Below are 25,257 nucleotides of genomic sequence, written 5' to 3'. Positions count from 1 at the left end.
AAAACTAGCTGAATTTAATGGTAAACATCAACCCCTACGGTGATTAAGCACTGCTTAATTTTATATAGTAGGTTATAGAGATTTCGATGATTTCCCTAAATTCTAACTAACCTAACTAACAATTTACTGTTTCTAGAGAAACACTTCTGAGTAGAAAAATAGTAAGCATTCACTCGTCAGTCGTCAGCTAATACAGCTTTCCGTAAAACACGGGTAATTAAAACTTCCTCTTCTTGACTATTCCTGCTTTTAGCTGACTCCTGAATACTACTGAAAGATTTTTTACACCCTGTCCGATTTTCAAACATCCTCTTATTGAGATTTTCAGGATAACTTTATTAAAACAATAAATAATATGATCTAGGGCTTAACTATCATAAAAATAGTTGTTTTGATTTACGAGAAGCATCAATATGTGTCATCTACAAAACTTTAAGTTTATCTGGAATCAAGACTATCATAAAAATAGTTGTTCTAATTTATGGTAAGCATCAATATTTGTTATCTAGAAAACTTTAATTTTGTCTTGAATCAATTTTAAAATTATGAATCCTAAAAAAACACTCACCTCATTAGAAAAAATAATTCCTAATAGATTGCTAAATCAGATACAATATATTCATTGTAGTCTAGTTTCCTGGTGGATTTTGCATTGGGGAAGTCAGCCTTTAAATTTTTCTGAAAAATCAGCAATGGTTTTTTCTCCGCATCAAGATGATGAAACCTTTGGTTGTGGAGGGATGATTGCCCGCAAAAGAGAACAAGGAATACAAGTAGGGATAACTTTTTTAACTGACGGTAGAGGTTCTCATTGTTTAGATCCCCATATTCAAAATCAAGTTATCCAGATTCGTCAACAAGAATCTTTGATAGCTTTAGATATTTTGGGTGTGAACACTTCAGAGATTCATTTTTTAAATTATCAAGATGGCAGTTTGGCTTCTTTGAATATAGAGAAAAGGCAACAGATAATTACTGAGATTTCAGAATTACTAAATTTGTATCAACCAGGAGAAGTTTATGTACCTCACCGCAAAGATTGTCATCAAGATCATGAAGCTACTTATAATTTAGTGAAAGAGGCAATTATCCAATCTAAAATCACTACAGAAATACTTCAGTATCCTATTTGGGTATTTTGGCGATCGCCATTATTTATTCTGTTGAAGTTACAAGATATTGCAGCGGCTTATCGCTTATCAGTAGCATCAGTAAAAGAGAAAAAACAAAAAGCTATTGCTGCCTATCCTTCCCAGCTTGAGATGTTACCTCGGGGATTTATTAACAGATTTTTATATTCGGAAGAAATATTTTTTAAATCCGAGTGAAGTTGTGAGTGGTAAGCATCTGAAGATTTGTTATCAATAATTACAGTGGAGAAAATTTAAATGCGGATTCTACATATTACTAATCATGTCCAAAAAATCGGTAATGGAATTGTTAATGTTGCTGTAGATTTAGCTTGTTTACAAGCAAAAAGTGGTCTGGATATTGCTGTGGCTTCTGCTGGTGGAGAATATGAAAAATTATTAGCAGATCACGGTGTTGAACATTTTTATCTCAATCAATGTCGGACACCATTAAATCTCATTAAGGCTGCTGGGCATTATCGCCAAATCATTAAAGAGTTTCAACCGGATATTGTTCATGTACACATGATGACAGGGGCAATTTTAGCAGGGATTCTTCGCAAGAATCGAGAATATCATTTAGTTTCTACTGTCCATAATGAATTTCAACATAGTGCTATCCTCATGGGGTTAGCTGATCAGGTAATTGCAGTTAGTAAAGCAGTAGCTAATTCAATGATTAAACGGGGTATTCCACCTCAAAAATTGCGCGTGGTTAGTAATGGAACTTTAGGAAGTCCTCGACATAAAAAACTGGCAGATTATCAACCAGTAGAAATGCCACATCCATCTATAACTACTGTGGCGGGGATGTATACCCGCAAAGGTATTTATGAGTTAATTGAGGCATTTAAAATAGTTTCCTCAGACTTTCCGCAAGCACATTTATATTTGGTAGGAGATGGTCCAGACCGACCGATTTTCGAGTCTATGGTACAAAATACAGATGTTAGGAATCGCATTCATTTTGAAGGCTTCCAGTCAGAACCGCAACGCTATATGTTAGCAACGGATATCTTTGTTTTGGCTTCACATTGTGAATCTTTTGGCTTAGTGCTAACGGAAGCGCGGGAAGCTGGTTGTGCCATTGTCGCTAGTGATGTAGATGGCATTCCTGAGACTTTAGATTATAGTCAGGCCGGGATTTTAGTGCCACCCAAGGATATTCCAGCCTTAGCTAATACTTTGACACAATTATTGAGCGATCGCCAACTTTTAGATCAGTGGAAATTCCGCGCCCAACAAAATTTAGAAAGATTTAGTGCCGCAAGAGTGAATGAAGAAACACTAAATATATATCGTGAATTAATGAGAAAAGACAATATCATCAGAGTGATGGAAACCAGAGGATTAGCCAATCTTAATTAATTGTTTTTCGCTAATGTGCATCGCAATTCCTTTCTCATAATAGGCAGCTTCATTAATAAAGATTGGATAAACAGTAGAATTTCCTTGATAGAAAATTTCTTCTCCTGTGAAAGTCAGAAAAATAGGATCACCAGGATGCAAAGGTTCATAATCTTTAAATTGAAGTCGGGGGTGAATCATCGCCTGAATTTCCCCTACTTCATTTCTCGGATAATCAATCACACCAATTGATTTATAGACTGTTAGTGTGTTATTTTTGGGTAAATATTTTCCTTGATTATAGTCTTCAAAATAATCTAAAACACTATAAATAAGTTGTTCAGTCTGTTGAAATAATTCCGCATTTAAAATCCCCTGGGGTACAGCACCAACTTCAATTGCAAAACCCAAATCACACAAAGAACGTAGAAAACCACTACCTTGAGGTTGTTCATGAATATAAACCTTCACCAAAGGATTAACTGCACTCAAATCCGCAGCTAATTTGAGCAGGAAAGGATGCCAATTTCCTAGAATAATACATAATCCCATATTGGCAGTAGTCGTATGTACATCAATAATTGTATCTACAGATTCTTGATTTTCTGGTTGTAATATTTGTTGAATTTCTCGCGCCCTTAATTCTTCATAACTTGAAATTTTTGAACTTGATAATTTATCTTGATTAAAGCAACGATTCAGATCCGTATCAATATATCTTGTCCGTGCAGCAATAGCTTTAGGATTACCAAGTAATGATAAAGTTTCAAAACTACCTCGATGAATTAAATGGGGATATTGCTGAAACTTTTTCACCAAGTAAACTCCCGTTAACTCATTACCGTGATTTCCCCCAACAATCGCCACCCGATGAATTTGATTCATAAATACCTCATTTATAAGCAACTTAGCTATGAAAGTGAACACATTCTATCAGTCCATAGCCTTTTGTGCTGAGATGCTGCATAAATAATTTTCTCATAGTCCAGATGCCAATAGCAAGAGGAAGGGAGTATAATTAATGATGATAAATTCTTAGATATTCTTTAAAAATAGGGGAAAGAGTATATAGTTTTTGATCATTTTCTAATTTAGTTAATAAAAATCTTCTTGTTAATGATTGTAACCCGTTAATTATATCCATTGATGACAATGATAAAAGTTGTTTTATCTCATCTCTAGATATAGGTTGATCATTTTGACTAATTTTCAATAATATCTCTTTTTCAACTTCAGATAATCTCATCCATATTAAATCAAACAGAGATTTAAAATCTTCTGTTAAAATTAAACTATTTTCTTTGATAAATTCGGCAACTTCACTCTGAAAGACATCTTTAATTAAAATACTGATATATTGTAAATATTTAGGATGACTTTCATATAAGTTGATTAAGTTTAAGCAATTTTCCTCATTTTTTAAGCCCTGATTTTTCAATATCTCTGTAGCTGCATTATTTAAACCTGATAGTTCTAAGGAATGAATCGGATAAAGTTCACTATCTAAGGATATCATTTCTTGGCATTTTTCCTGACTAATGATAATTAAACAACTTTGATGTTCAATTTCTGTAATCATTTGGAGGAAGGTTTTATAATCTTGATATTCAGGTTTATATTGTCCTGAATATTGTTGAGGGGTAAATATTTCTTCTAGGTTATCGAGAATAATTAAGCAGCGTTTTTGATTAAATAATTCTAGGGATTGATTTAATAAATTATTGGTATTTATATCTTGGCTATTTACATTTAATTCGGTGATTATTTCTGTAAGGATAGAATTTAAAGAGTTAGATAATTTAATGTTTTTCCAGATAATTGCATCAAATGGTATTGTGTGAGTATCAAGAAAGTATTTCACTAATGTACTTTTACCAATACCGGAAATTCCCAAGATTGAGATTAAGCGGGTATTGGGGTTTTCTACCCATTTGGATATGGTTGATAGTTCGTTAGTCCGTCCGTGAAAATAGGTAATTTTGGGGGATTGTTTGAGGTTTATGTAAGATATTTTTTGTTTAATTTTAACTTCGTCATTAATTGCTTGTTTTTGAATATCTGTGTTATTTGGACATAAATTAAAATGACTATTTATGCCTATTCCAACAACTTGTGATGAATTAAACGAATTTGCTAATCTTTCGATAGACCAACAAAAATTAGATTTAGTTACATCTTCACCTAATTCTTTTCCCAGAATTTTATATAATTCACGACTAACATTTCCAATATGATTTTCGCTTTCATAACCAAATTCATCAGCAATTTCACTATAGATTTTACCGTGCCAAATGCCTTGAACAGCACTTCGTTGTAAGTCGTTCAGGTGGTTTCCGGTGTGTTTAAAGACTAATTCATCAACTATTTGTAACACTTCTGTAACAGTCATAAATGCTTATTTTGTAAGGATTATGGGTATTTTAGCCTAGCCTGGGGTTAAATTATCAAGGGTTTTCAAGGGTTTGGATTAATATTTCTTTACAAAATTGGGTAGGAAATAACGGGCTTTTGATGTTCTGTATTTATATTGCCATAAGCTAAGTGATTTATTATCAGAGTGTAATGAAAAAGTTTTACCAAGTAATCAAATTAGAGTATATGGATTTAAGAGGCATACTTCAAGATTTAGCAAAAGACCTTCTCGGTGATCAAAAGATGTCTGATGATGACTTTGAGAAAATATACGAGATGATAGAGGATAAGGTAGATAATGAACCTCCTCCTCGTTTTGCCTTTATTGGTGAGACAGGTGTAGGAAAATCCTCTACATTGAATGCACTATTTAACGCAGGTGTGGAAGTCAGTCATACAGAGGCTTGTACTCAAACAGCAAGAGGGATTGAAGTTTCTTTTAATGAACTTCGGGGAGTAAATGGGGCATTGGTCGCTTATGATATGCCTGGATTGGGAGAAAGTCGTTTAAAGCAAAAAGAACATATTGCTCTTTATGAGCAAGTGCTAAAAGATGTTGATGTTGCCTTATGGATTGTGGATGCACAAAATAGAGCGATCGCTTCAGTACAACAGTATCTAGAAGTAGAACTTAAATCTATTAATCCCAGATTACTAGAACGAATGGTGATTGCTTTAAATAAAGTTGATTTAGTACATCCCGGAGAAAAAGATTGGCATCCTTTAGCAAATTTACCAAGCGAAGAGCAAGAAGCAAACATCAATGGCAGAATTCGTGATGTTAAAAGAAGAATTAGAGAGGTACTACCAAATTGGAAAGGAACAATTATAGGTTATTCAGCTAATAGACGGTATAATTTACCTCAACTATTTGATGCAATGATGGATGCTGTACCTAGAAAAAGACAATGGGTAGTTGCATCTCGTAAAGCTTTAGCTGATTTCCTAGAATTTGTTGATCCTCAACTTTTGCCTCCAGAAAAAAGACGAGAAAGGGTTACGAATCAACAGCCTAGACCATCAAAAATGTCTGATATAGTATCCACTATACCACCAGAAGAATTTGCTAAATTTGCTGGGGATCAAAAAGCATTTTTGGCATGGTTAAAACAACAAAATTTATAATCAATTTTCCACACGAAATGAGGAGATAGACGATGAAAAATGTTCCAAACGAGACTTATATCCCTAGTGATGATATAGCTAAAATCAAATCTAGATTAATCGACCAAATAGGTTCTATGAGTGATGCTGAGGTAAGAATAGCAGCAAAATCAGAAGCCAGTTTAAGAGCTTTTGTGTCTGGTTTATTTCGTTCTATTGCCGAATTATTCGGTTACGTTGTCGGAGAAGTAATTGGATTTGGTAGAGATATTGTGAAAGCTATTGGAGGAGGTTGGCAAAAAGGTTTTAACGCAGGTTTAAGATAAATTCAAAATCACTAATTTTCAAAAACTTAAAGCTTCTATAAAATTATTTAAGATTTTATGGAAGCTAAAAACAACAAAAATAATTAGTATTAAGTTTATGAGCGAGTGGATATGTTTTCCGTTTCCCAAATGTCCAAATTGTCAGAAAGCTTGGGGTAAAAATTACCACAGAAATTGTTCATTTAATGGAGAATTGTTAGTTGAACCTTACAAAAAACTCGTTAAATGTGAATCGTGTAGTGAAAAATGGAATATATCAGATAGTAAATTTTATTGTTCTTGTGGCTATGAATTTTATCCATCAGAAGTAGAAGATGCTTTATCTACAACTCAATTGTTAAGAAGTCGTTTACTTCAAAAACTGAATGAAATGGATAATTATGAGAAAAGTATAATTTCAAAATCTCAAAATTCATTTCAAAATTGGATTCATGATATTAGCTATGAGATAGGGAAGTTTATAGGTACAACAACATCCAAGGCACAAGAATTAATTAAAAATTTCTTTGATAAGTGGTCATTTTAGAAGAAGTAGGTTGGGTTGAGGCAACGAAACCCAACATTTATTATCTTTATCTTAATTGGTGTTTTATTCATCATCTATTAATGATTTCAGCTTAAATTGACACCAATGAGCATTGCTAAACCCCTACGTTATTTCTTCATAAAAAATGCTATAATCATATCAAAACTACAGATAAAGATATTATTTCTATTGCTGATAATTTTGATGCTCCATTAGAAGAATTTGCAGATTAACCATGCAAGTTAGCATTTTTTATTGTTTATTTAACCATCCTTCTAAATTAGGTATCTTACTAAAATAATTAATTCCCAAATTAGCTAATACCTGTTGAATATTAATATTTCCAAATTCCTTAGTATTCTCACTAAAAAAGACTTTATCCATTGATAAATTATTTTCAGCATGAGCTAAAATAACCTGTAAAATAAAATCATCTCTTCTTTGATTTTTCTCAGGTAGTAAAGGATTATTTAAAGTAGCTTCTAACATTTTAATGCTTGGTTCAATCAATTCACCATGATTTCTTAAATATTCGAGAATATTCAAAAAACGTTTTTTGAAATCAGTTAATATGTCATCATAATCAATTAAAGAACTTTCTAAATAATTAACAAAAGATTGAGAGTTATTTAGTTCTTTATTTCGTTTAGCTTCATTCATTTCTATTTGAATAGTTTGAGAAAAAGATTGACTACGTTTTTCTTCTCCTTCTATCGCTACTAATGTTTCCATTAAACAAATACTAGGAATGACAAATTTTAAATTTCCTGAAGAATGATAGACAAAATCTTCTAATTCTTTGTTTCTTCCTTTGGCAATTGCCATAATTGAATTAGTTTCTAAATAAATAATCATAATAATTCTAACTCCTCTGTCGTACCATCAAACAAAAGAGTAAATAAGCCAATTTCCTTCATTTCCTCAATGTAAGGGGGGGTTTCACTTTTCCAATGATAAGCTAAATCTCTTAACCATGATTGAGTTAAAGTTATTAAAGTAGATTGATAGATGATTCCTTCGATGCTTTTTGGATTATAATGTTCTAAAACCTTTTTCGTGTCCAATCTTGCTACTTCTACAAAAGTTGGACTCTTAAAGATTCTCATGACATTAGAATTAACAAACATTAAAAAAGGAATATGCTGGTATTGTTCCATTTTTAAGATATTAAGATCCGGGGAAGAATACATAGCGGAAAATCTCACATCTATCATCAAAATATATTTATCATCTTTATCTTTAGCAGCAATTGCTGGTTGAAAATCAATTATAGTTGGAGGTTGTATTTTTAACATGGTATTTAACCTCTTGCTTAATAGTTTAACTACTTTTCATACAGGAAATATTTGCACTCAATTCTATCACAATTTATCAATAAAATGTGATCATAATAATTATAACTCCTCTGTGGTGTTATCGCACAAAGGAGCAAATCAGCCAATTTCTTTTATTTCCCCACCTTCAGGAGGGGTTTTAATTCAACTCTGTGGTCTGCTGTAGTATTTATGTCCTGCCATAGCCATTGCCAAAAATCCCCACATAATCATCCCGGCAATACTCAACATCCCGCTATAGATAATTAACTGAGCGCAAGAACTGATACCAATAGCGCGGGCAGCACTGAGAAAACTATCAAAGCGACCTTCTGTATAATTACTAACCGTAACTAGCAGCAATACCAACCCACCAATATAGGGTATAGCACCAATCCAACCCAAGGTAAAAAACATATCTAAAATGCCGCTATCAATAACAATTACTTCTATTTGTCCAGTTTTTTCATTTACTTTCCAGATATTTCCAAAGCCGTTACCGACAACATTAGAAAGAGCTAAATTCAGGTTTCTGTCATAAGTTGCGGATCTATCTCTAAAACTACCATCTTGTTCGAGATTAGAAAAACTTTCAAATCGAGTGGTAATAACTTTAGAAAGCGGTTCAATAGTTACCAAGGGAATAACACAGATTGTCATCACTAAAATTATAGTAATTAATCGCATTTGAATCTGGGGTTTTACTGAACCAAAAATCATAATAATTCCTAATAACCAGCCGCCCCAACTTGTTCGCACCTGGGAAAGTAAAAATGATAAATAACCCACAGCAGAAGCTGGGAAAATTAATGGACCAGTGCTGGTAAATAATAATAGTAACCCAGCTTGCATGACAGTCCCAAATGGACCTGGTGAGTGTAATGTACTCCAAACGCGCATTCCAAAGGGAATTGGGTGTCCAGCGCTGGTAAACATTTTAGATTCGATTAGCCAATATCTGTCCCATTCAGGAGCGACAACAAATTGATAGACACCGTAAGCTCCCAGGATGAGTACACACCAAATAAATGTTCTTTGCAGATGTTGACGATAACTGGGATAATCTCGCCAATTAGAAAATAGGTGAAAAGCAAAAATTATGGGACTTAACCAATCTAAAAAACTCCGAACTACAGGGAGTGGTTGATTGTAAATTAAACCTATTAAACATCCATAAGAAACTCCTATAGCAGCTAAAAGAAATGGCAGTCCCCCTTGACGAAGACTGCTAGGTAGATGTTTTAAAAAGGTGAATATAGTCAGGAATACGACTAAATAAGGTGCAATTAACATTTGTCGGGTGGGGTCCCAGCCAACTTTATAGTCAACTAAACGAGTGATTAAGGGGGTGAGAAACCATATCCACCAGGTGAAGCCGATATAGTGAATGGGATGCCGCAAGTATAAAAACGCCGCTACTAGAAAAGCAGTGGCGGGAAAAACGAGGCGTAAACTACCTGTACTGGTAAAGTAGCAAGCTGTGATTAGGAGGATAAAAGCAAGAATGATCATCCAACTTTGGGCAGATCGATCTTGGGGAGAAAATTGTTCTTTTAAAACTGTATTGAAAAGTATTGGTTTGGAAATCATTCTCTATGTTTGCCTATTTTGTATTAGGAAGGAGTATTTAAAGAGGTATTGAACGCAGATGAACGCAGATGAACGCGGATAAAGATTCTTAACTCCTGACTCCTACAAGATGGTGATTTCCTATCTTTCTATATTTTTGATATCCTAACCATCTTCCTTGTAAGGATGCTCGCAATTTTTTACTGGCAATTTCTTTTTGTTGGGGAAATAATCTTAACCATTGACATATTCCTAAACTTTCTCTTGTACCAACTAAAATTGACCAGGATAAAAATACAATTTGACGCAGGGGTGAAAGATGTTCTAATAAAATTAAGGTTTCGTTGTGGACTAGGTTAATTAATGCGGTGTCGTTAAAGTTGTGGCGTTGATCTTCATCAAATCTTTGGGCGGGATAGTGATCTACTGCAATGCTGGGATCATAAATCATTTTCCATCCAGCGCGTTTGAGGGTGAGGGCAAAGGACATTTCAAAATGTACCTGTGCGCCCGTTCCTTGCATTCTGTCATCAAATCGCAATTTGCCAATCGCCTGGGTACGAAAGCTCATATTCACACCTTTGATAACATCAACTTCACGGGGTGCGCCTACTCCTAAGTGATGGTTGCCAATGACGCGCCCCCACCATTGCAATTTACCAACTATGGGACGAGAACCATTTTCTAATTTGTCTCCTTGATACACCCAATCACGACCACCTACGCCACCAATGGTATAATTAACGCTGAAGTGAGTATTAATTTTTGCTAACCAATCCGGGTGGGGAGCGGCATCATCATCGGTGATGGAAAGAATGTCTCCCTGTACTTGTGCTAGTCCGGCGTTGAGGGCGGCGACGACTCCCGGCTGGGTGACGGTGACTATCTGTAAGGGGAGGAGGTGGGGCGGAAATTGGTGGAGGAATTGCTGGGTTTCTGTGTCTGTATCTCTGACAACAACGATCGCCTGATCAACTGATTTAGTTTGCTGTTGCAGTGCTTTCAGACACCGGGCTAGGTCTTGAGGACGGCGATAGGTGGGGATGAGAACGGTGTTTCTCATGGGTGATTAACTCCTCAAATATATTTAGATAGGTTTGTGCCATTGTTGACCAGCTATGTTGCTCGGCAATAGTCCGGGCAACTTTACCCATTTGTTGACGCAGTGAGCGATCGCTATTTAACAACCTAAGCGCATCGGCTAAAGCATTAACATCATCACAATCGTCTAAAACGATGCCACAGTCGGGATTAACTAAATCAGCCGCACCAGTAGTAGTGGCGGTAATCACGGGCAAACCTGAAGCCATCGCTTCAATCACTACAAGTCCAAAGGGTTCATAACGGGACGGAAACACAAATAAATCTGATGCCCGTTGAATTTGGGGCATATCATGGCGATAACCTAAAAAATGCACTCGTTCACTAATATTTAATGCTTTTGCCATTGCCGGATAAGGGCTATCTTGAGTACCACCGACAACTGCTAAATGTAATTTAGGAACTTTTACCAAAGCATGAAGTACAGTATCTAAGTTCTTCCGGGAAATCCGAATATCACCTGCAAATAAGGCCAAATTGACATTTTCAGGTAATCCTAATGCCGTCCGAGAACTGACACCAGGAGCAAATTCTTGTAAGTCTACACCATTAACAACAACCCGAATTTGTGAACGAGGTACACCAATATTTACTAATTCTTGGGCAACTTTTTTTGAGACAGCAATAATAATTTTAGATTGGCAAAAAGCTTGTTTTTCCCAATAAGCATTAGCCGCAGTAAATAACCATTGATATAACCCGTACAAATCTTTACGGTTATGGGAAATATGCACAGGCGATTTCAACCATGAACCATGCACAAAATGTACAGCATTGACATCAGTTGCCCCCATAGTAATCGCGCCATTGACTTTAATTAAATCCAAATTAGCTCGATTTTTACGCAACCAATCGGCACTTTTTTTAGCAAAGATGAAATTGCGAATAAATTCCGTAGGATACCTTGCTACTGGAATATAAATACAATTAACAGCATTATTTTCAGATAACTCTGGGGCAATTTCACTAGCTAATAATGTCAGATCATGACCACGACGAATGGCTTCTTGAACCACTTCATAATTAACTCTACCTTGACCATCACCTTTTCTGATTTTGTGAGTAACAATACAAATTTTCACTCATAACCTCTTGTAATTGACTAAATTAGGAAACTTTCCAAATTTTATTCGTTAAATTGGTAGGAATAAAACTGATAATTAAAGCGACTAAACTGCGTAAATTAAATTTTTGCTCACTTAAAGTTTGCCAAAAATAACGGCGAGCATCTGTAATTTTTTGATCTCGTAATAAGCCAATTCCTAAAGTTGTATTAGCTTCTAACCATTTGGTTTTAAAGTAGGACTTAAATTCCTGCAACCGTTGATCTTCCATAAAAGTTTGATAACAGAATAGCTCACTTTTACCTTTACGAATTTTCGCTTGAACATTGCGACTACCACTAAGCATAGTATCAGTTTGTTCATGCTCTCGATATTTGGTTAATTTTTCAGGAACATAGTAAACTCCATAGCCAGAAATACAACAAAGATAAGTTAAATATAAATCCCACATTCCGTCAACCTCTGAAGGAATATTATCCCAATTAAGCACACCATTTCTGATTACACAAGCAGCCGCAGTGGGAATACTTTTATCAATTAAGCCAATTTGAGTAAAATTTTTATGAACTCCAGGAGTGATTTGATCACGTTTATAACTGCGGGTATTGTTTTCAGTGGCAGCAATATTAATTTTACTATCACCATCTATAATATATTGGTCACAAAATGCCAAAATTAAATCGGGATTTGCTTCTAAATTGGGAATAAGTTTGGATAAAAAATCCTCATTCCACATATCATCATCATGGAGACTAGCCACATATTTACCTGTGGCAATTTTAAAACCATGAAACTGGTTAGCTAACATCCCAATATTTTCTTTATGTCGCCAAAATTTGATGCGTGAGTCTTGAAATGATTCAATTAGTGCTTGAGGATTTTCAGAACTGCAATTATCAGAAACGATAATTTCTAGATTTTGATAAGTTTGTTTAATAGCACTATTAATTGCTTGTTTTAGATATTCTGGACGATTATAGGTGGGGATAATCACGCTTACCAAAGGTTCGGAGGAGTTAATATTTAACATTGATTTTAGGATGAGAAGATAAACTACTTTTAGTTGTTGTTTGTTTTTGGGAAACTATCTCTAAAAAACGCAAAGCTGTAGGGACAGGACTATAATTTTTAATTGCCCAACTTCTTCCTTCTTGAGCAATATATTTGGTAATTTCGGGATTTTCTGTAATTCTATCTATTGTGGCTTGAACATTATCTAAATCTACACCAATATAATGTCGCCAATTTTCAGGCATTACAGGTAAAGTAATCCCATATTTTTCAAAATCAACATGAAATGTCACACATCCTGCGGCTAAAGATTCCCAAAATCGCCAACTATCCCATTGTAGAATTGTATTTGATTTTAACCGCAATTTTTTTATTATCCGTTGAATATTCCGATTAATTAAACCACCTGAATTTTTAGGCCAAGCAGGGACAAAAAAACCACCGAAACAAGCACAAGCGGTTGAATATTTGAGACGGTTATAGTAATTTGGATAATGACGTTTACCAGTTTGTAACCAATGGAGATGATGATAGGGTTCAGTTGGATATTCAGCTTGGTTATCAACAGTATTATTGATTTGGAAAATATCACTAATTTTTGGGATTAATAGGCTGGAACTAATATTTCTGACGGGATGACCAGTTTGCCAATGTCGAAAATTAATAAGTATTTGTCTTTTTTTGTCCTGGAAATTGGGAACTTCTTTCAATTCATGTAATATCCGGTTACTCAATCCAAAAGACCAGGGATAAAAATTATCTAGATAATTTAGATGGTGATTGGAATGGGTCTTGAGAATGAAATCAAATTGTTTATATTCTGGTAATTTATGATAATCTTTATCGTTATCATTACCATCTAAATAAACGGTTAAATATTTTCGTTCTGCATGAAATAAATTATCTGGCAGAGGATGATTAATATTGAACCAATTATTACTAAATACGACAATAGAACAGTCATCGGTTGTGATAGCTGGATCATGACGAAAGAGATATTCTTGTTTTTCCGTTGACTCTTGCCAGTAATTGATATTAGAAACAAAGGATATTCCTAATTCTCGAAAGCCTTCTCCTAAACAAATCAGCAAATGCTGAAATTGATCTTCTTTTTCACCTTCTCCTCTAGGTAAACAGAAAAAATATATTTTGCCATTAAAGTTAGTTAACTGTTCATGTTTCATGTTTTTGCACTTATTTATCTCACTTCATTTTGAATTTGATAGTATTGCCAAAACTTACCACGTTGTTGAAGTAACTCTTGATATGCTCCCTGTTCTACGATTTTTCCTTGTTCTAAAACCACAACTTTATCTGCTTTTGCAATAGTAGAAAGACGGTGAGCGATCGCAATTACTGTGCGGCCAACAGATAGGTTTTCTAAGGATTCTTGAATTAACCGCTCAGACACTGAATCTAAGGCACTTGTAGCTTCATCTAGAATCAGGATTTCGGGGTTTTTCAGCAATGCGCGAGCGATCGCAATTCTTTGTCTTTGTCCACCTGATAACCGCACACCTCTATCTCCTAATTGCGTATCGAAACCTTCCGGCATTTCTAGAATAAATTCTAAAGCATTTGCCAATCGTGCAGCTTCTTTAATTTCTATTTCTGTAGCTTTTGGTGTCCCATAAGCAATATTATTCCAAACAGAAGTATTGAAAATAAAAGTGTTCTGACTGACAACTGCTATCTGAGAACGCAGAGAGTTAATGTCAAATTTGCAAATATCAACTTCATCTATATAAATATAGCCATCAGTAGCATCATGAAAGCGCGGAATTAAATCTGCAAGTGTGGTTTTTCCAGCCCCAGATGAACCAATTAAAGCCGTCATTTCCCCTTGTTTAATGGAGAGAGTAATATTATGTAAGACTCGTTGATTAAGACTATAATCAAAATCTACCGACACTAAATCAATTGATCTTTTAAAACCAGGAAATCTGAGTGCGCCATTTTGAAAGTAAATTTTATCATCAGTTTTTAACAACTCCTTGATATTTTCCACTGCTCCCGCTTGGGTACTTAAAAAAGCCACGACTCCATTCAAATCTTGAGTCATGGGGATAATGCGGAACAGGACAAAAAAGAAAGTTAACAAAGCTGAAACTTTCATTAATCCTGTGGTTAAAGCCACAATAATCATACTAATTAGAATTAGCGTAGATATACTTTCAGCCAAAGGCTTAACTATCAAAGAAATCCAATAAACACTTTTCCACGTATTAACAATTTTTTCACTGGCTTGATAATACCGTTTTCGCTCAAATTCTTGAGTAGAAAAAGCATGAATTGTGCGAATACCTTCGATAAACTCTAGCACCCTAGCCGTAAAATTATCATTAGCAGAAGTAATCGCAAAACTACGTTCTCTAATTTGTTTATTTAGAGTGGATAATGCCACCGCTAAAAGACTAAATAGCAAAATAGAAACTATAGTCAGTTTCCAGGAAAGAATAAACAAGGAAATAGAATAAATAATCAGTGTAAAACTTCTAGTGATTAAAAAAGCTAGTCCGCCAAAAATCTGCCTAATTCTCTCCATTTCACTGGTGAGTATATTAACTAATTCTCCAGATTTTTTATGACTAAAATAATTAAGAGTTTGAGCCTCTAACTGTTGAAAAATTCGTTTACGGAGATTATCTACTAAACTTACTTCACTAAACTGGATGCAAATTTGTCCTATATAATTGAACGATGCCCGCATACAGGTTGTAACAACAATTAAAGCTGATATTCGATATAATCGCTCTGTTGTGGAAGCATTAATTCCTAAAATCAAAATATCAAACCAGCCTATTCCTGTTTTCACAGGTTCAGCCCCAGGAGTAGTTAAGCTTTGCAAAAATACCAGCAAAAATCCTAAACCAAACCCTTCAAAACTGGCAGCTAAAGCGGAAAATACGATAGCTAAAATAGCCACAACTCGAAAGTGTTTAAATTCTCGGAATATTACCCGATTATTTTGCCACAAACTTGTAGCTTGAAAGATTTTCATTGTTGACGGTAGAAATTTGGAATCCATAAAAATTTTGACCAATAATTTTGATAATTAAGCACAGAAGCATCAATCTCAAGAAAATAAATATGCTTACATAGGAGCGCGACGAATAAAACGACCAAGAGCAGAACCACAGAGAATTTCAAATTTCTGCCATAGTATTTTTGCCATTGAATAAAGTTGAATAGGTGTTTGACTATGTTGCCAATATAATTTATCAGTTATGGTGGGAGAGCTACCTTCTAAAGCACTGAGAAGCAATTTTTTGCGCCAAGGTTTAATATTTGGAACTGTAGCGTGAGACATGATAGTACCACCAGGAACAAAATCCATGCCGTCTGGGCCAACGGTACTCAAAGGATAATTAGTTAGCATCAATGCTAAGTTTAAATAAGTCTGATCTCCATACAGATATGGATAATAATTAAAGGTATTACCGTTATAAAGATCCTTTAAATTGGCATATCCTGCTATCTCACCCAATTCTTCTAATTTCTGCCAGACTTTCAAGATAGATTTGTAGTTTTTATGAACTCCAATGAAGCCACTATTGTAGTGATAATCTAACTCTCGTTCACAAGCAAAACCATTATTTTCAGCAAATTCTTTCCATGCTAATCGTCGAGGATGGTTCGCTGATACAAGATACCAAGAGTCACCACAAAGAGCAATTCCTCGACTTACCCAATTTTCATAGAAATCCCACTCACATTTATTGACGATATCAGGATCAAAGTAAAATAAGGCATCAATATCTGGACAGTAATTTTCCCATAATTGGGACATAAAATCAGGTTTATAAAAACCTAAATGTTTTGGAGTTGTTAGTTTGACAAATCGGATTGCACAACCTTCACCTAAAGAAAACTCTTGATAACCATTTTCTGTTTTCAAAGACTTAGCCCAAGGTGGCACATTTCCCCGATAACCAGCCCAAATTATGCCTCGAAACCCGTGGTGATATAAGGAATTTACTAAAGCCCCCACACCATAATGATAGTCTTTTTCAAATACGGTACAAATCGCTGTTTGCATGATATTTCTTATTTTTTAATTAGGTACATAATTCATGGTCATCAAGATGATAACAGGAAGTATTCATCAATTAGATAAAAGCGCTTAAAAACACAGAGTGAATATATTTATTCTAAACTATAGGCAAATTGACCTTATTCTCTATTTGCCATGCACCGCTGAAGTTATGTTTTTGATTTAACTTTTTGCTCTGGGCTTCTAAGCTTAATTTAACCGCATCTTCTAAAGACAAACAACGATTATTAAGTAGGCAAAATTTTCCTTGAAATAGATTCAATCCATTAGATAAATTATTTAGAAAAAATGTACCTAATACAACAATTAAATTAGTCATTTCATGTTTAGCTGTTGAGCTAAATTTAATAGCTCGAAAAAGTTGTCTATTTTCTCCCATATACCACTCATAATCAAACAGTAACTTTGGAGAATATATTTGGATAGTTATTAACCCTCCGAGCATAACTGGACTCATAAACAGCAGCAGAAATAAAGCCCAAGCCCAATCAACTATGATTCGTAAATTCCTGAAAATTTGATTACCTTTTTTTGACGATTTTCGATAAACAGAAATGTTTATAAATATCGGCTTATTAGCTTTTTGACAAGCATTTGCCCAAACTTTTAATAAAGAAGCACCAATTTTTGGATCTATGCTCACTAAACTAACTGGAGAATGTTTTAAGCAATCTATTAACGATGCTTCATTTTCTAGTGCAGCTAAATGGGGCTGTGGCAATTTTTCAGAAGCTTTCACCAATAACTTTCCTCTCCGCCATTGCAAGGTACATGATAGGAAGTTAAAATTTTCAGATGACTGAGGTATAATAGAGTTATTATTTAGACTAGAAATGACTGAAATTGGCATAGATTAAAAGTGATAAAGTAGTAAAAGATTGACTTGATCTCTACGATCAGGAAATTAAAATTTTCTCAATCGTAAAAAATACATTAAAGATCAGCAGATTTAACTTTTATGACTAACCAGCGTTCCTCCTTGTAAAATTTATTTATATTAAAATACATATAGGAATCCGCTTTAATTTCTGAATTTATTTGCTCTTGTCTTTGAAAGTTAGATGATGGGTTTCAATCTCTACAATATAAGACTCTTGATAAATAAATCATCAAGAAACAACTTCTTTATTCACTCTTTAAATAAATATTACTTTTTTCTCCACAATATTAAGATATGGTAAAATGAATTAATGGTAACTAAATAAAATTAACCAACATTTTGTGTTTATAAAACATCTTATAGTTTGCTTATCAGGTAAATAAAAATAACTCTAGAGCGGATTAGTTCCTCAACTTAGATCCCCGACTTCTTTAAGAAGTCGGGGATCTTTGATCTTGTTGTTTAAATGCAAAAACCCCTGTCAAGTGCAGGGGTAAATCTATCGTAGCTGGTTAAATATTGAGCAAATATTCTGGTTTATTCTTCCATTACCGGTTGTAAAACCAATTGTTTTGGCTTGACATAAGGTACATAGGTGCTATCAGATGGAGATGCACCATTAGCCACAACACCAATCAAATTTAACTTACTCAACATCCTTGTGGCTTGATTAAGTTGGGTACGCGTTACTTTACCCATGCTGGCCATCATTACCACACTTCGACAAGAGGATGCTGTGAGCATAGCATCCACTAAACCAAGCACTGAGGGGGCATCTATGATTACCAAATCATAATTTTCTTCAAATGCAGCCATCAATTGGATCATGCGGGGAGAACTCAAAAGATGGGCAGGATCTGTCGGGATTGGTCCGGCTGTCAAAATATCAATGTAAGATGATCCAGAGTAAGGAACACTAATATGATTAGGCAGATTAACTTCACTTTCTAATAAACTGGAAAGTCCCTGTTCATTAGGAAGATTTAATTGTTTGTGCAGATTAGGATCGCGTAAATTAGCATCAATTAGTAAGACTTTTTTATGTAGACGAGCCGCACTCATGGCTAGACCTAATGCCAAAGCTGATTTACCATCATCTGGTAATGCTGATGTTACCATTAATGATCTTAAATCTGAGACTTTATTCAGCAGTTCAATATTTTTGTAAATGAGATCAAGTGATTCCCAGCGGGGAGAAGATTGTAATACTTGAATTGTCCAAGGAGCCAGAACTTCTGGTTTGCCAAATGGCAATTTGATCATTGATTCTCTGGGTTTAGCAGGTGGCAATTTAGGAGTTGTTCCTAATAAGGGGAGAGCAGCCTGTTTTTCTAATTCCGCAGTAGTATGTACAGCGTCATCAGATGCTTCACGAATAAAGGCAGCAGCCCCTCCTAACATTAAGCCAATGACTCCTCCTAAGAGGAGATTCTGTCTCATGTTAGGCCCAGTTTGAGAACCTTCTTGTGGTTCTTCTACCACTTCCCAATTAAATCCACCTTTAGAAAGTTCTTGGCGTAACTTTTGTTCGGCTCTTAATAATTGTTCTAATCTTTCTCTGCTAAATTGTAGTTGGGGAAGAATGCGATTGTAATAAGCCAATAGAGAAGGAAACCGCTTGAGTTCGGCTTGTAATTCTTTCTCTTTTGTGGCTAAAGTTTGATCGCGGGCGATTAATGCAACGATGGTAGTTTGGGTTTCTACTAATTGACCTGTGAGATTCAGATCAATTTGTCCTAGTTGTCCTTGTTCTAAAAGATTGTCTCTAGAACTAAAGGCAGGATTCGTCTTTTCTCCTAAAGTTCTACTAACTTCTTTTTGTAAAAGTTGTTTTTGACTTTGTAGTTGTTCGTTCAATTTTTGAACGCCGGGAGTATCATCAGTAAAACGTAAGCGTTCTTGTGCTAAAGCCAGTTCGGTTTTTTGGATTTCGTTGAGTAAGCCTTGGTAGCGGGTAGACTGACTCAAACGAGAAGAAACTAAGGCGTTTTGTGGAGAACGATTCAGTTGTACTTGCAAAGATTTTTGCTTTGCTAAAGCTTCTTCATACAAAGAACGAGTTGCTTGTCGTTCCTGTTGGACAGTATTTAAAGTTGTCTCTACGGTTTTAGCCTGAGCATCTGGATCAATTAGATTTTGATTTCTGCGAAACCTTTGTAGATTTGCTTCGGAAACAGTTACTTCATCTGTCGCTTTTCTTAATTGCTCTCTAATGACTTGGAGACCTTTTTGTAACCGCGAATTTTGCTGTTGTTTGTTGTATTCTAAATAAACTTGCTGTATTGTTTGCAGGACTTTTTGGGCTTTTCCTGGATCGTTACTGGTATAATCAACTTGAAATATTTTAGTGGCAACCTTATCCTCTGGACTCTTAATTTGAGTTAAGACTAAGGATTTTTTTAAATCCATTACGGTTAAGTCTGGATATTCAGCTTTGAGTTTATCAACTGCTTTTTTAATCAGTCCAGAACTCTGCATCAAGTTTAATTGAGTAGCAGTATCTACCTCCACATTAGTATCAGTGAATTGACTTTCTGTGTTATCAGTTTCTTTCTTGCCTTGATAGTTAGGTTCTACTAACAATTGCATGGTGCTTTTGAAGCTGGGTTCTGTTTTCAAGGTGATGATGCCAGCAATAGCAGTAGAACTCAGCAATACTAATAATAACCAGGGAAATCTTCGCAGAATTACTGCAAACATTTGTCCATAACCTGGTTCTGTTTCTGATGCTGGATTTATATTGGGATTTAGACTAGTTTGAACCACTTTTATTATCCTTATCTGCGATACACTACGCAAACACCTAAAAATTAAATGAATTAGCGATGCACACCTCTAATACCGCAGGGCAGAATTAAAAATTAAAAAAGCAAATTATATAAGCTTTCTAGGAATTTTTAATGATTAGTTATTTTTGCCATGCTGCACTAGTGGTCTGTCAATCCAAAAATGACGGGTAAAGGCAAGCAGGGGGAGAGGAGGGGCAGGGAGAGTAGGGGAGGGAAAAACAGAAGTTTTTTCCGATCATTAACCGTCAAAATAAATTTGACGAACTACTAGTTTTACCAATAACTTGCTCAACTTTACTAAAGAATGACTGTTCTGAGAAATTGCTAACAGCATGATTACGGATAGTTTCGTAATCCCAAGCTATTCCTCCAGCTTCGAGTATTGCTGCTTGTAAAGAGCATGGTGTTTGTCTTTTGAAAAACACCCCAGTTTTCCCTGGTATTTGAGTATCTAAGACTCCACCTGCTCCATAGGCAATAACTGGTGTACCACTAGCGTTTGCCTCGACTGGAACTAATCCATAATCTTCTAAAGCTGCAACAATAATTGACTTAGCTTTAGAAAATAAGTCTTTACGTTCTCTATCACTAACATGACCAAGAAATTGGATATTTGGTAATGCGTGGGCTTTTAATCTTTCTTGTTCTGGTCCATCACCTGATATTAATAAGTTCCAGCCTAACCAATTAAAAGCTTCGACTATTATATCAAGACGTTTATAACTTATCATCCGCGCCGATGCCAAGTAATATTCTTCTTTGGTATCGGAAAAAACAAAGTTGCTAGTATCAATTGGATAGTTAATGGCAATGGCTTGTTTGTGATAAATTTTTTGAATTCGCTGGGCAACAATGCTAGAGTTAGCAATGTAGAGATCGGGTTCTTGAGCATATTTCAGGTCTACATTTCTCATCATTTGAAAAACTCTTTCGATGAGAGGAGCAAAGTATCTATAATCTCCGTATTCCCGTAAATATGTTTCTGTGTCCCATAAAAAGCGGGTAACATTATGGCAAAAACAAATATGTCTAGCTTCAGGTTTTTTCCGTACTGCTTTGGCAAAACTGGTGCTACTGCTGATAATTAGGTCATAATCTTGGAGATCCAAGGAACGAAATGCAGGAAAATACAAAGGAGCTAACATCCGAAAATATTTGGTTGCACCAGGAATTTTTTGCAAAAATGTGGTATTGATAATTCGTTCACCTAAATCAATACTTTTCTGCGGGTCGTATAATGAGGTGAAAATGTCAGCATCGGGATAGCGTTTACACAGTAATTCAAATACGCGCTCTGCTCCACCGCGTTGAGTTAAGTAATCATGGACGAGAGCTATTTTCATACCGGATTCCCTACGACTTGGTAATTGACAATTGGCTTTAATATTTATTCTCTAGGAATTTAATTTCTCATGTTGCATTACTAGGTTTTATCACTTATTTTTTATCAATTAATTTATCTAGTTTAATATGAGCTTGAATCATGCAAAACCTCACAAGATTATGAAAATAATCTCTGTTATCTGTTGTATATATGTAAATTCAGAGGTTAAATGAAAATATCAGGAAACCTCTGAATTATCTTGTTGCTGATTTGAAAATTATGGCTCTTAGGTACTTGTTATGCTAATTTACCAGTCGGTAATAGGGAACTCTTAACTCTTAACTGGGAACAGGGCAAAGAGAAAAAATTTTGCCATAATATTCAAAAATATGGCTTATTTCTTCGGCACAGCAAGCTTTATGAGATTTCTTTGTTCAAATTTTGCAGATTATGTACTCAAGAGCCAAAATTATTTTGTGAGTGCTAAAGTTTTCGCAGGAGCAAAGTAAACGGTTTGTTCAGCGCGTAATTGATCGCAAAGTCTGCCTTCAGGTAGTTCCACGTCATCATAAGTGAGGACTTGATCTTTAGGAATATCGCGCTTTAAGCGACATCCTTCAGCCAGACCCATGGGGAGTAGGTTTTCTTGTTGCACAATGGGGGAATTTTCACATTGTCCATAGGTCATGTAATAACCAATACCATCAAGGGTTTCTCCGGCTGTGAGATCAATTTTGGCAGTGGTGACGACATCAACAACGGGACCTGCTATTGGTGCAAGCACAGCATCATGGAAGAGGACAGCCCGAGCTACGGAGAGGGGAACTTCAAAATGGCATAGGTGATAGGGGGTGTAGAAACTGTAGAGGGGGCCTTCACCGAGTTTATAAAGGTTGAGGTAATGACGTTGTTTGGGGTCATCGTGGGTGGCAAATACGAATACTCCTGGACCGGGTTTAGTGCCAACTACGTAATCAACGATACCGCCTAATTCTTGCAGTTGGTCAATGTCATACATTTTGGTCATTTCATCCACATGACCGCTGTAGTCATATCCCAACATCCCCCGCTTGGCTACTTTCATGCCTGTGCCGTTGGCGACTATGGCTTGCTCAAAGGAGATTTTTGTACCATCGGCAAAGCTTGTTACCATGGCGGGATTTTGTCCCCAGCGTTGGGCAAAACCGGCTTGGGTGGTGGGGTTGCGGTAGGGGTCTTGTAAACCTTTGATATTACCGCACAGGAGGGGTTTTAAACCGATGCTTTTGACAAAGCGATACAGGTTCATTTCTACCCCTGGTTGGTCGCCGTCACAGGCACTCAGGACGACTCCAGCGCGGTCTGCATGGACCTTGAGGATGGGACCAATTGTGCCATCTAGTTCGGCATTCATGAGGATGATATGCTTGTAATGAGCGATCGCACACATCACCAAATGAGCCGCGTATTCAATTGTTCCCGTCACTTCAATGATTGCATCTATGCCATCCGCTTCACACAAGAGCATAGCATCTTCGGTGACTGCATATTTATTTTCAGAGATCGCCTTTTCTAAATCGGCTAAATTAGCAACAATCTTGATATCCTCAATTCCTGCTTCTAAATAAGCTCGTTTAGCTGAATCAATATGCCGATTAGAAATAGCCACCAACTCCATTCCTGGCACAGAATTGATAATTTGATTAGCAATGCCTCGACCCATAAAACCAGCGCCAATCATGGCCACTTTGACTGGTTTACCTAATGCAGCCCGTGCTTGTAAAGCTTTATCAACAATAATCATGATTAAACTCCTATTAAAATAGATTCTAGTAAAGGCCAATTGCGATCTTTATCAGACATTTCCGTTGCATTCAATGGCCAAGAAATTTCTAAAATTGGGTCATCATAACGTAAACCTCGTTCATATCCAGGAGTGTAAAATTCACCCACTTGATAGACAACTTCTGCACCATCTGTTAAAGCTTGATAACCATGAGCAAACATTTCTGGGACATAAAGAGCGCGACGATTTTCTGCACTCAGTTCTACACCAATATGCGCTAGATAAGTGGGAGATTCAGGACGCATATCCACAATCACATCATAAATAGCTCCTTGAGTGCAGCGAATTAATTTTGTTTCCGCTGCGGGAAGAGTTTGATAGTGCATTCCTCGCAATGTGCCTTTTTTATGATTAAAAGAAAGATTACATTGGGCAACTGTTGGTTTTAAACCATGAGCTAGAAATTCATCAGCGCAGAAAGTTCGAGCAAAAAAACCGCGAGAATCAGGCTTTTCTTCTAAGTCAATAATGAAAGCACCAGCAAGTTTAGTAGAGGTAAAAATCATGGTTATTTAGGAAAGTTTTATTGAGCATAACAGAATCGTAGGGGCGAAGCATTCGGGTGATAACCTATCGTCAAAACCATTAATTTTATGTCCGAATGCTTCGCCCTTACAAGATTTCAATTCTTGCATTTCAGGTTTATACCTTTAATCCTAATTGTTGACTTATTTTGGGAAAGGTATCATCATAATATTGTGTACAAAGTTCAGGTCGTTTAGGAGAGTTAGCTGTGTATGTAAAAAATAGTGTTGACCGCTCTTGGTTTCTCACAGTCCCATGATGGAAAATATTTCTTACATCTGCAAAAATCACAGTTCCAGCTTTACCAGGACATGATTTCCAAGTTGATTTAGGAATGACTTTCATCATTTTATCATCGTTAATTCCCAAAAAATTAACACGCCATAATTCATAATCAACTTGATAATTTTTAACCTGATCTAAAGCATTAGTCGGTAGGGGAATGTATTCAAATGGTCCATGTTCTTCAGTCACATCATTTAGATAGATAATGACTTTAATCATGCGTCTATCTTCAGAATCTTTATGCCATAGTAAAGTTTCCAGTTGTTTTTTATTAGGAAAGTCTTTCCGCACATGAACACCATGAAAAGCAATAGGTAAACCTATATAATGTTCAATGATGTTTTGTAATCGGGTTTCAATTCCCCAATTAAAGAATTCTGGTAAATCTGTAACCGTATAAATTTGCGGTAACTTATATCCTGCATGGATATCTCTAGGATTTACCATCCTATCAGTACAACTATTAGCAGTAGCTAACATTTTAGCAGTAGATGAAAAACCTAAATCTTCCAAAGACGTGATATAAACACCTGATGTTTTTAGGGTATCAACAATCAATTGATCTTTTGCACTAATAGCAGGTAAATTTTTACCATGATGCCAAAGTGATACTCGATAAGCTAACTCATCTTTTAAGACTGAGATTTTTTCTGCAACTTTATTAATCACAAT

23 protein-coding genes are annotated in these 25,257 nt (G+C 35.6%); 5 read left to right on the top strand and 18 right to left on the bottom strand.

Annotated features, from left to right (window positions below):
* Nucleotides 1-176: 176 nt before the first annotated feature.
* Nucleotides 177-308, bottom strand: coding sequence for a hypothetical protein (locus BMF77_RS28515; protein WP_256370329.1), 132 nt, complete (start codon nucleotides 306-308; stop codon nucleotides 177-179).
* Between the two features lie 237 nt (nucleotides 309-545).
* Here BMF77_RS28515 and BMF77_RS00285 point away from each other — a divergent pair, with 237 nt between their 5' ends.
* Both BMF77_RS00285 and BMF77_RS00280 read left to right on the top strand, forming a co-directional pair.
* Complete coding sequence (locus BMF77_RS00285; RefSeq protein ID WP_148759732.1) at nucleotides 546-1,328, top strand: PIG-L deacetylase family protein; 783 nt, start codon at nucleotides 546-548, stop codon at nucleotides 1,326-1,328.
* A gap of 60 nt (nucleotides 1,329-1,388) precedes the next feature.
* Nucleotides 1,389-2,498, top strand: coding sequence for a glycosyltransferase family 4 protein (locus tag BMF77_RS00280; RefSeq protein ID WP_148759730.1), 1,110 nt, complete (start codon nucleotides 1,389-1,391; stop codon nucleotides 2,496-2,498).
* Here BMF77_RS00280 and BMF77_RS00275 read toward each other — a convergent pair.
* Entirely contained in the window at nucleotides 2,481-3,362 is an 882-nt protein-coding gene (locus BMF77_RS00275) for an aspartoacylase (protein WP_148759728.1), read from the bottom strand. The two genes, BMF77_RS00280 and BMF77_RS00275, sit on opposite strands and share 18 nt — an antisense overlap.
* A 133-nt stretch (nucleotides 3,363-3,495) precedes the next feature.
* Nucleotides 3,496-4,866, bottom strand: a complete 1,371-nt coding sequence (locus BMF77_RS00270; RefSeq protein WP_148759726.1) for an NB-ARC domain-containing protein — start codon at nucleotides 4,864-4,866, stop codon at nucleotides 3,496-3,498.
* 173 nt (nucleotides 4,867-5,039) lie between these two features.
* On the opposite strand from BMF77_RS00270, the gene BMF77_RS00265 reads away from it, so the two are divergent.
* The 3 genes from BMF77_RS00265 to BMF77_RS00255 all read left to right on the top strand — a co-directional run bounded on the left by BMF77_RS00265 (nucleotide 5,040) and on the right by BMF77_RS00255 (nucleotide 6,845).
* Complete coding sequence (locus tag BMF77_RS00265) at nucleotides 5,040-6,014, top strand: GTPase family protein (RefSeq protein WP_210422271.1); 975 nt, start codon at nucleotides 5,040-5,042, stop codon at nucleotides 6,012-6,014.
* 32 nt (nucleotides 6,015-6,046) lie between these two features.
* The gene (locus BMF77_RS00260) at nucleotides 6,047-6,319 is read left to right on the top strand and encodes a hypothetical protein (RefSeq protein ID WP_148759724.1); all 273 of its coding nucleotides are present in this window, start codon (nucleotides 6,047-6,049) and stop codon (nucleotides 6,317-6,319) included.
* Nucleotides 6,320-6,416: 97 nt separating this feature from the next.
* Nucleotides 6,417-6,845, top strand: coding sequence for a hypothetical protein (locus BMF77_RS00255; RefSeq protein WP_148759722.1), 429 nt, complete (start codon nucleotides 6,417-6,419; stop codon nucleotides 6,843-6,845).
* Nucleotides 6,846-7,097: 252 nt separating this feature from the next.
* Here the strand turns inward: BMF77_RS00255 and BMF77_RS00245 are convergent, their stop codons facing one another.
* From BMF77_RS00245 to BMF77_RS00175, 15 genes are all read right to left on the bottom strand, one after another.
* The gene (locus BMF77_RS00245) at nucleotides 7,098-7,700 is read right to left on the bottom strand and encodes a PIN domain-containing protein (protein WP_148759720.1); all 603 of its coding nucleotides are present in this window, start codon (nucleotides 7,698-7,700) and stop codon (nucleotides 7,098-7,100) included.
* On the bottom strand, nucleotides 7,697-8,140 hold the full coding sequence (locus tag BMF77_RS00240) for a hypothetical protein (RefSeq protein ID WP_148759718.1): 444 nt from the start codon (nucleotides 8,138-8,140) through the stop codon (nucleotides 7,697-7,699). The genes BMF77_RS00245 and BMF77_RS00240 overlap by 4 nt, the downstream gene beginning before the upstream one ends.
* Nucleotides 8,141-8,323: 183 nt before the next feature.
* On the bottom strand, nucleotides 8,324-9,748 hold the full coding sequence (locus BMF77_RS00235; protein WP_148759716.1) for an O-antigen ligase family protein: 1,425 nt from the start codon (nucleotides 9,746-9,748) through the stop codon (nucleotides 8,324-8,326).
* 88 nt (nucleotides 9,749-9,836) lie between these two features.
* Nucleotides 9,837-10,790, bottom strand: a complete 954-nt coding sequence (locus BMF77_RS00230) for a glycosyltransferase family 2 protein (protein WP_148759714.1) — start codon at nucleotides 10,788-10,790, stop codon at nucleotides 9,837-9,839.
* Entirely contained in the window at nucleotides 10,708-11,910 is a 1,203-nt protein-coding gene (locus BMF77_RS00225; protein ID WP_148759712.1) for a glycosyltransferase family 4 protein, read from the bottom strand. The genes BMF77_RS00230 and BMF77_RS00225 overlap by 83 nt, the downstream gene beginning before the upstream one ends.
* Before the next feature lie 25 nt (nucleotides 11,911-11,935).
* Entirely contained in the window at nucleotides 11,936-12,922 is a 987-nt protein-coding gene (locus BMF77_RS00220; RefSeq protein WP_148759710.1) for a glycosyltransferase family 2 protein, read from the bottom strand.
* Nucleotides 12,909-14,087 carry a glycosyltransferase family 1 protein gene (locus BMF77_RS00215; RefSeq protein ID WP_148759708.1) on the bottom strand — a complete coding sequence of 393 codons (1,179 nt, stop codon included), beginning with the start codon at nucleotides 14,085-14,087 and terminating at the stop codon, nucleotides 12,909-12,911. Before BMF77_RS00215 ends, BMF77_RS00220 begins: the two co-directional genes overlap by 14 nt.
* Nucleotides 14,088-14,101: 14 nt before the next feature.
* The gene (gene hepA / locus BMF77_RS00210; protein WP_148759706.1) at nucleotides 14,102-15,931 is read right to left on the bottom strand and encodes a heterocyst formation ABC transporter subunit HepA; all 1,830 of its coding nucleotides are present in this window, start codon (nucleotides 15,929-15,931) and stop codon (nucleotides 14,102-14,104) included.
* A gap of 66 nt (nucleotides 15,932-15,997) precedes the next feature.
* Complete coding sequence (locus BMF77_RS00205; RefSeq protein ID WP_148759704.1) at nucleotides 15,998-16,942, bottom strand: hypothetical protein; 945 nt, start codon at nucleotides 16,940-16,942, stop codon at nucleotides 15,998-16,000.
* A 112-nt stretch (nucleotides 16,943-17,054) separates the two neighbouring features.
* Nucleotides 17,055-17,807: a heterocyst development glycosyltransferase HepC gene (hepC, locus tag BMF77_RS00200; RefSeq protein WP_148759702.1), complete on the bottom strand. Its 753-nt coding sequence runs from the start codon at nucleotides 17,805-17,807 to the stop codon at nucleotides 17,055-17,057.
* Between the two features lie 567 nt (nucleotides 17,808-18,374).
* A complete protein-coding gene (locus BMF77_RS00195; protein WP_148759700.1) occupies nucleotides 18,375-20,603 on the bottom strand; it encodes a polysaccharide biosynthesis tyrosine autokinase in 2,229 nt (742 codons plus the stop codon).
* Nucleotides 20,604-20,871: 268 nt separating this feature from the next.
* A complete protein-coding gene (locus BMF77_RS00190) occupies nucleotides 20,872-21,969 on the bottom strand; it encodes a glycosyltransferase (RefSeq protein WP_148759698.1) in 1,098 nt (365 codons plus the stop codon).
* 450 nt (nucleotides 21,970-22,419) lie between these two features.
* Nucleotides 22,420-23,733: an NAD(P)H-dependent oxidoreductase gene (locus tag BMF77_RS00185; RefSeq protein ID WP_148759696.1), complete on the bottom strand. Its 1,314-nt coding sequence runs from the start codon at nucleotides 23,731-23,733 to the stop codon at nucleotides 22,420-22,422.
* A 2-nt stretch (nucleotides 23,734-23,735) separates the two neighbouring features.
* Nucleotides 23,736-24,281 (bottom strand): dTDP-4-dehydrorhamnose 3,5-epimerase, encoded by a 546-nt coding sequence (gene rfbC, locus BMF77_RS00180; RefSeq protein ID WP_148759694.1) that lies wholly within the window; start codon nucleotides 24,279-24,281, stop codon nucleotides 23,736-23,738.
* A gap of 136 nt (nucleotides 24,282-24,417) precedes the next feature.
* The gene (locus tag BMF77_RS00175) at nucleotides 24,418-25,254 is read right to left on the bottom strand and encodes a phytanoyl-CoA dioxygenase (protein WP_371735165.1); all 837 of its coding nucleotides are present in this window, start codon (nucleotides 25,252-25,254) and stop codon (nucleotides 24,418-24,420) included.
* Between the last annotated feature and the right edge of the window lie 3 nt (nucleotides 25,255-25,257).

The organism is Dolichospermum sp. UHCC 0315A (assembly GCF_008121535.1).
Taxonomy (GTDB): domain Bacteria; phylum Cyanobacteriota; class Cyanobacteriia; order Cyanobacteriales; family Nostocaceae; genus Dolichospermum; species Dolichospermum lemmermannii.
This window is presented reverse-complemented; position numbering and strand designations above follow the sequence as displayed.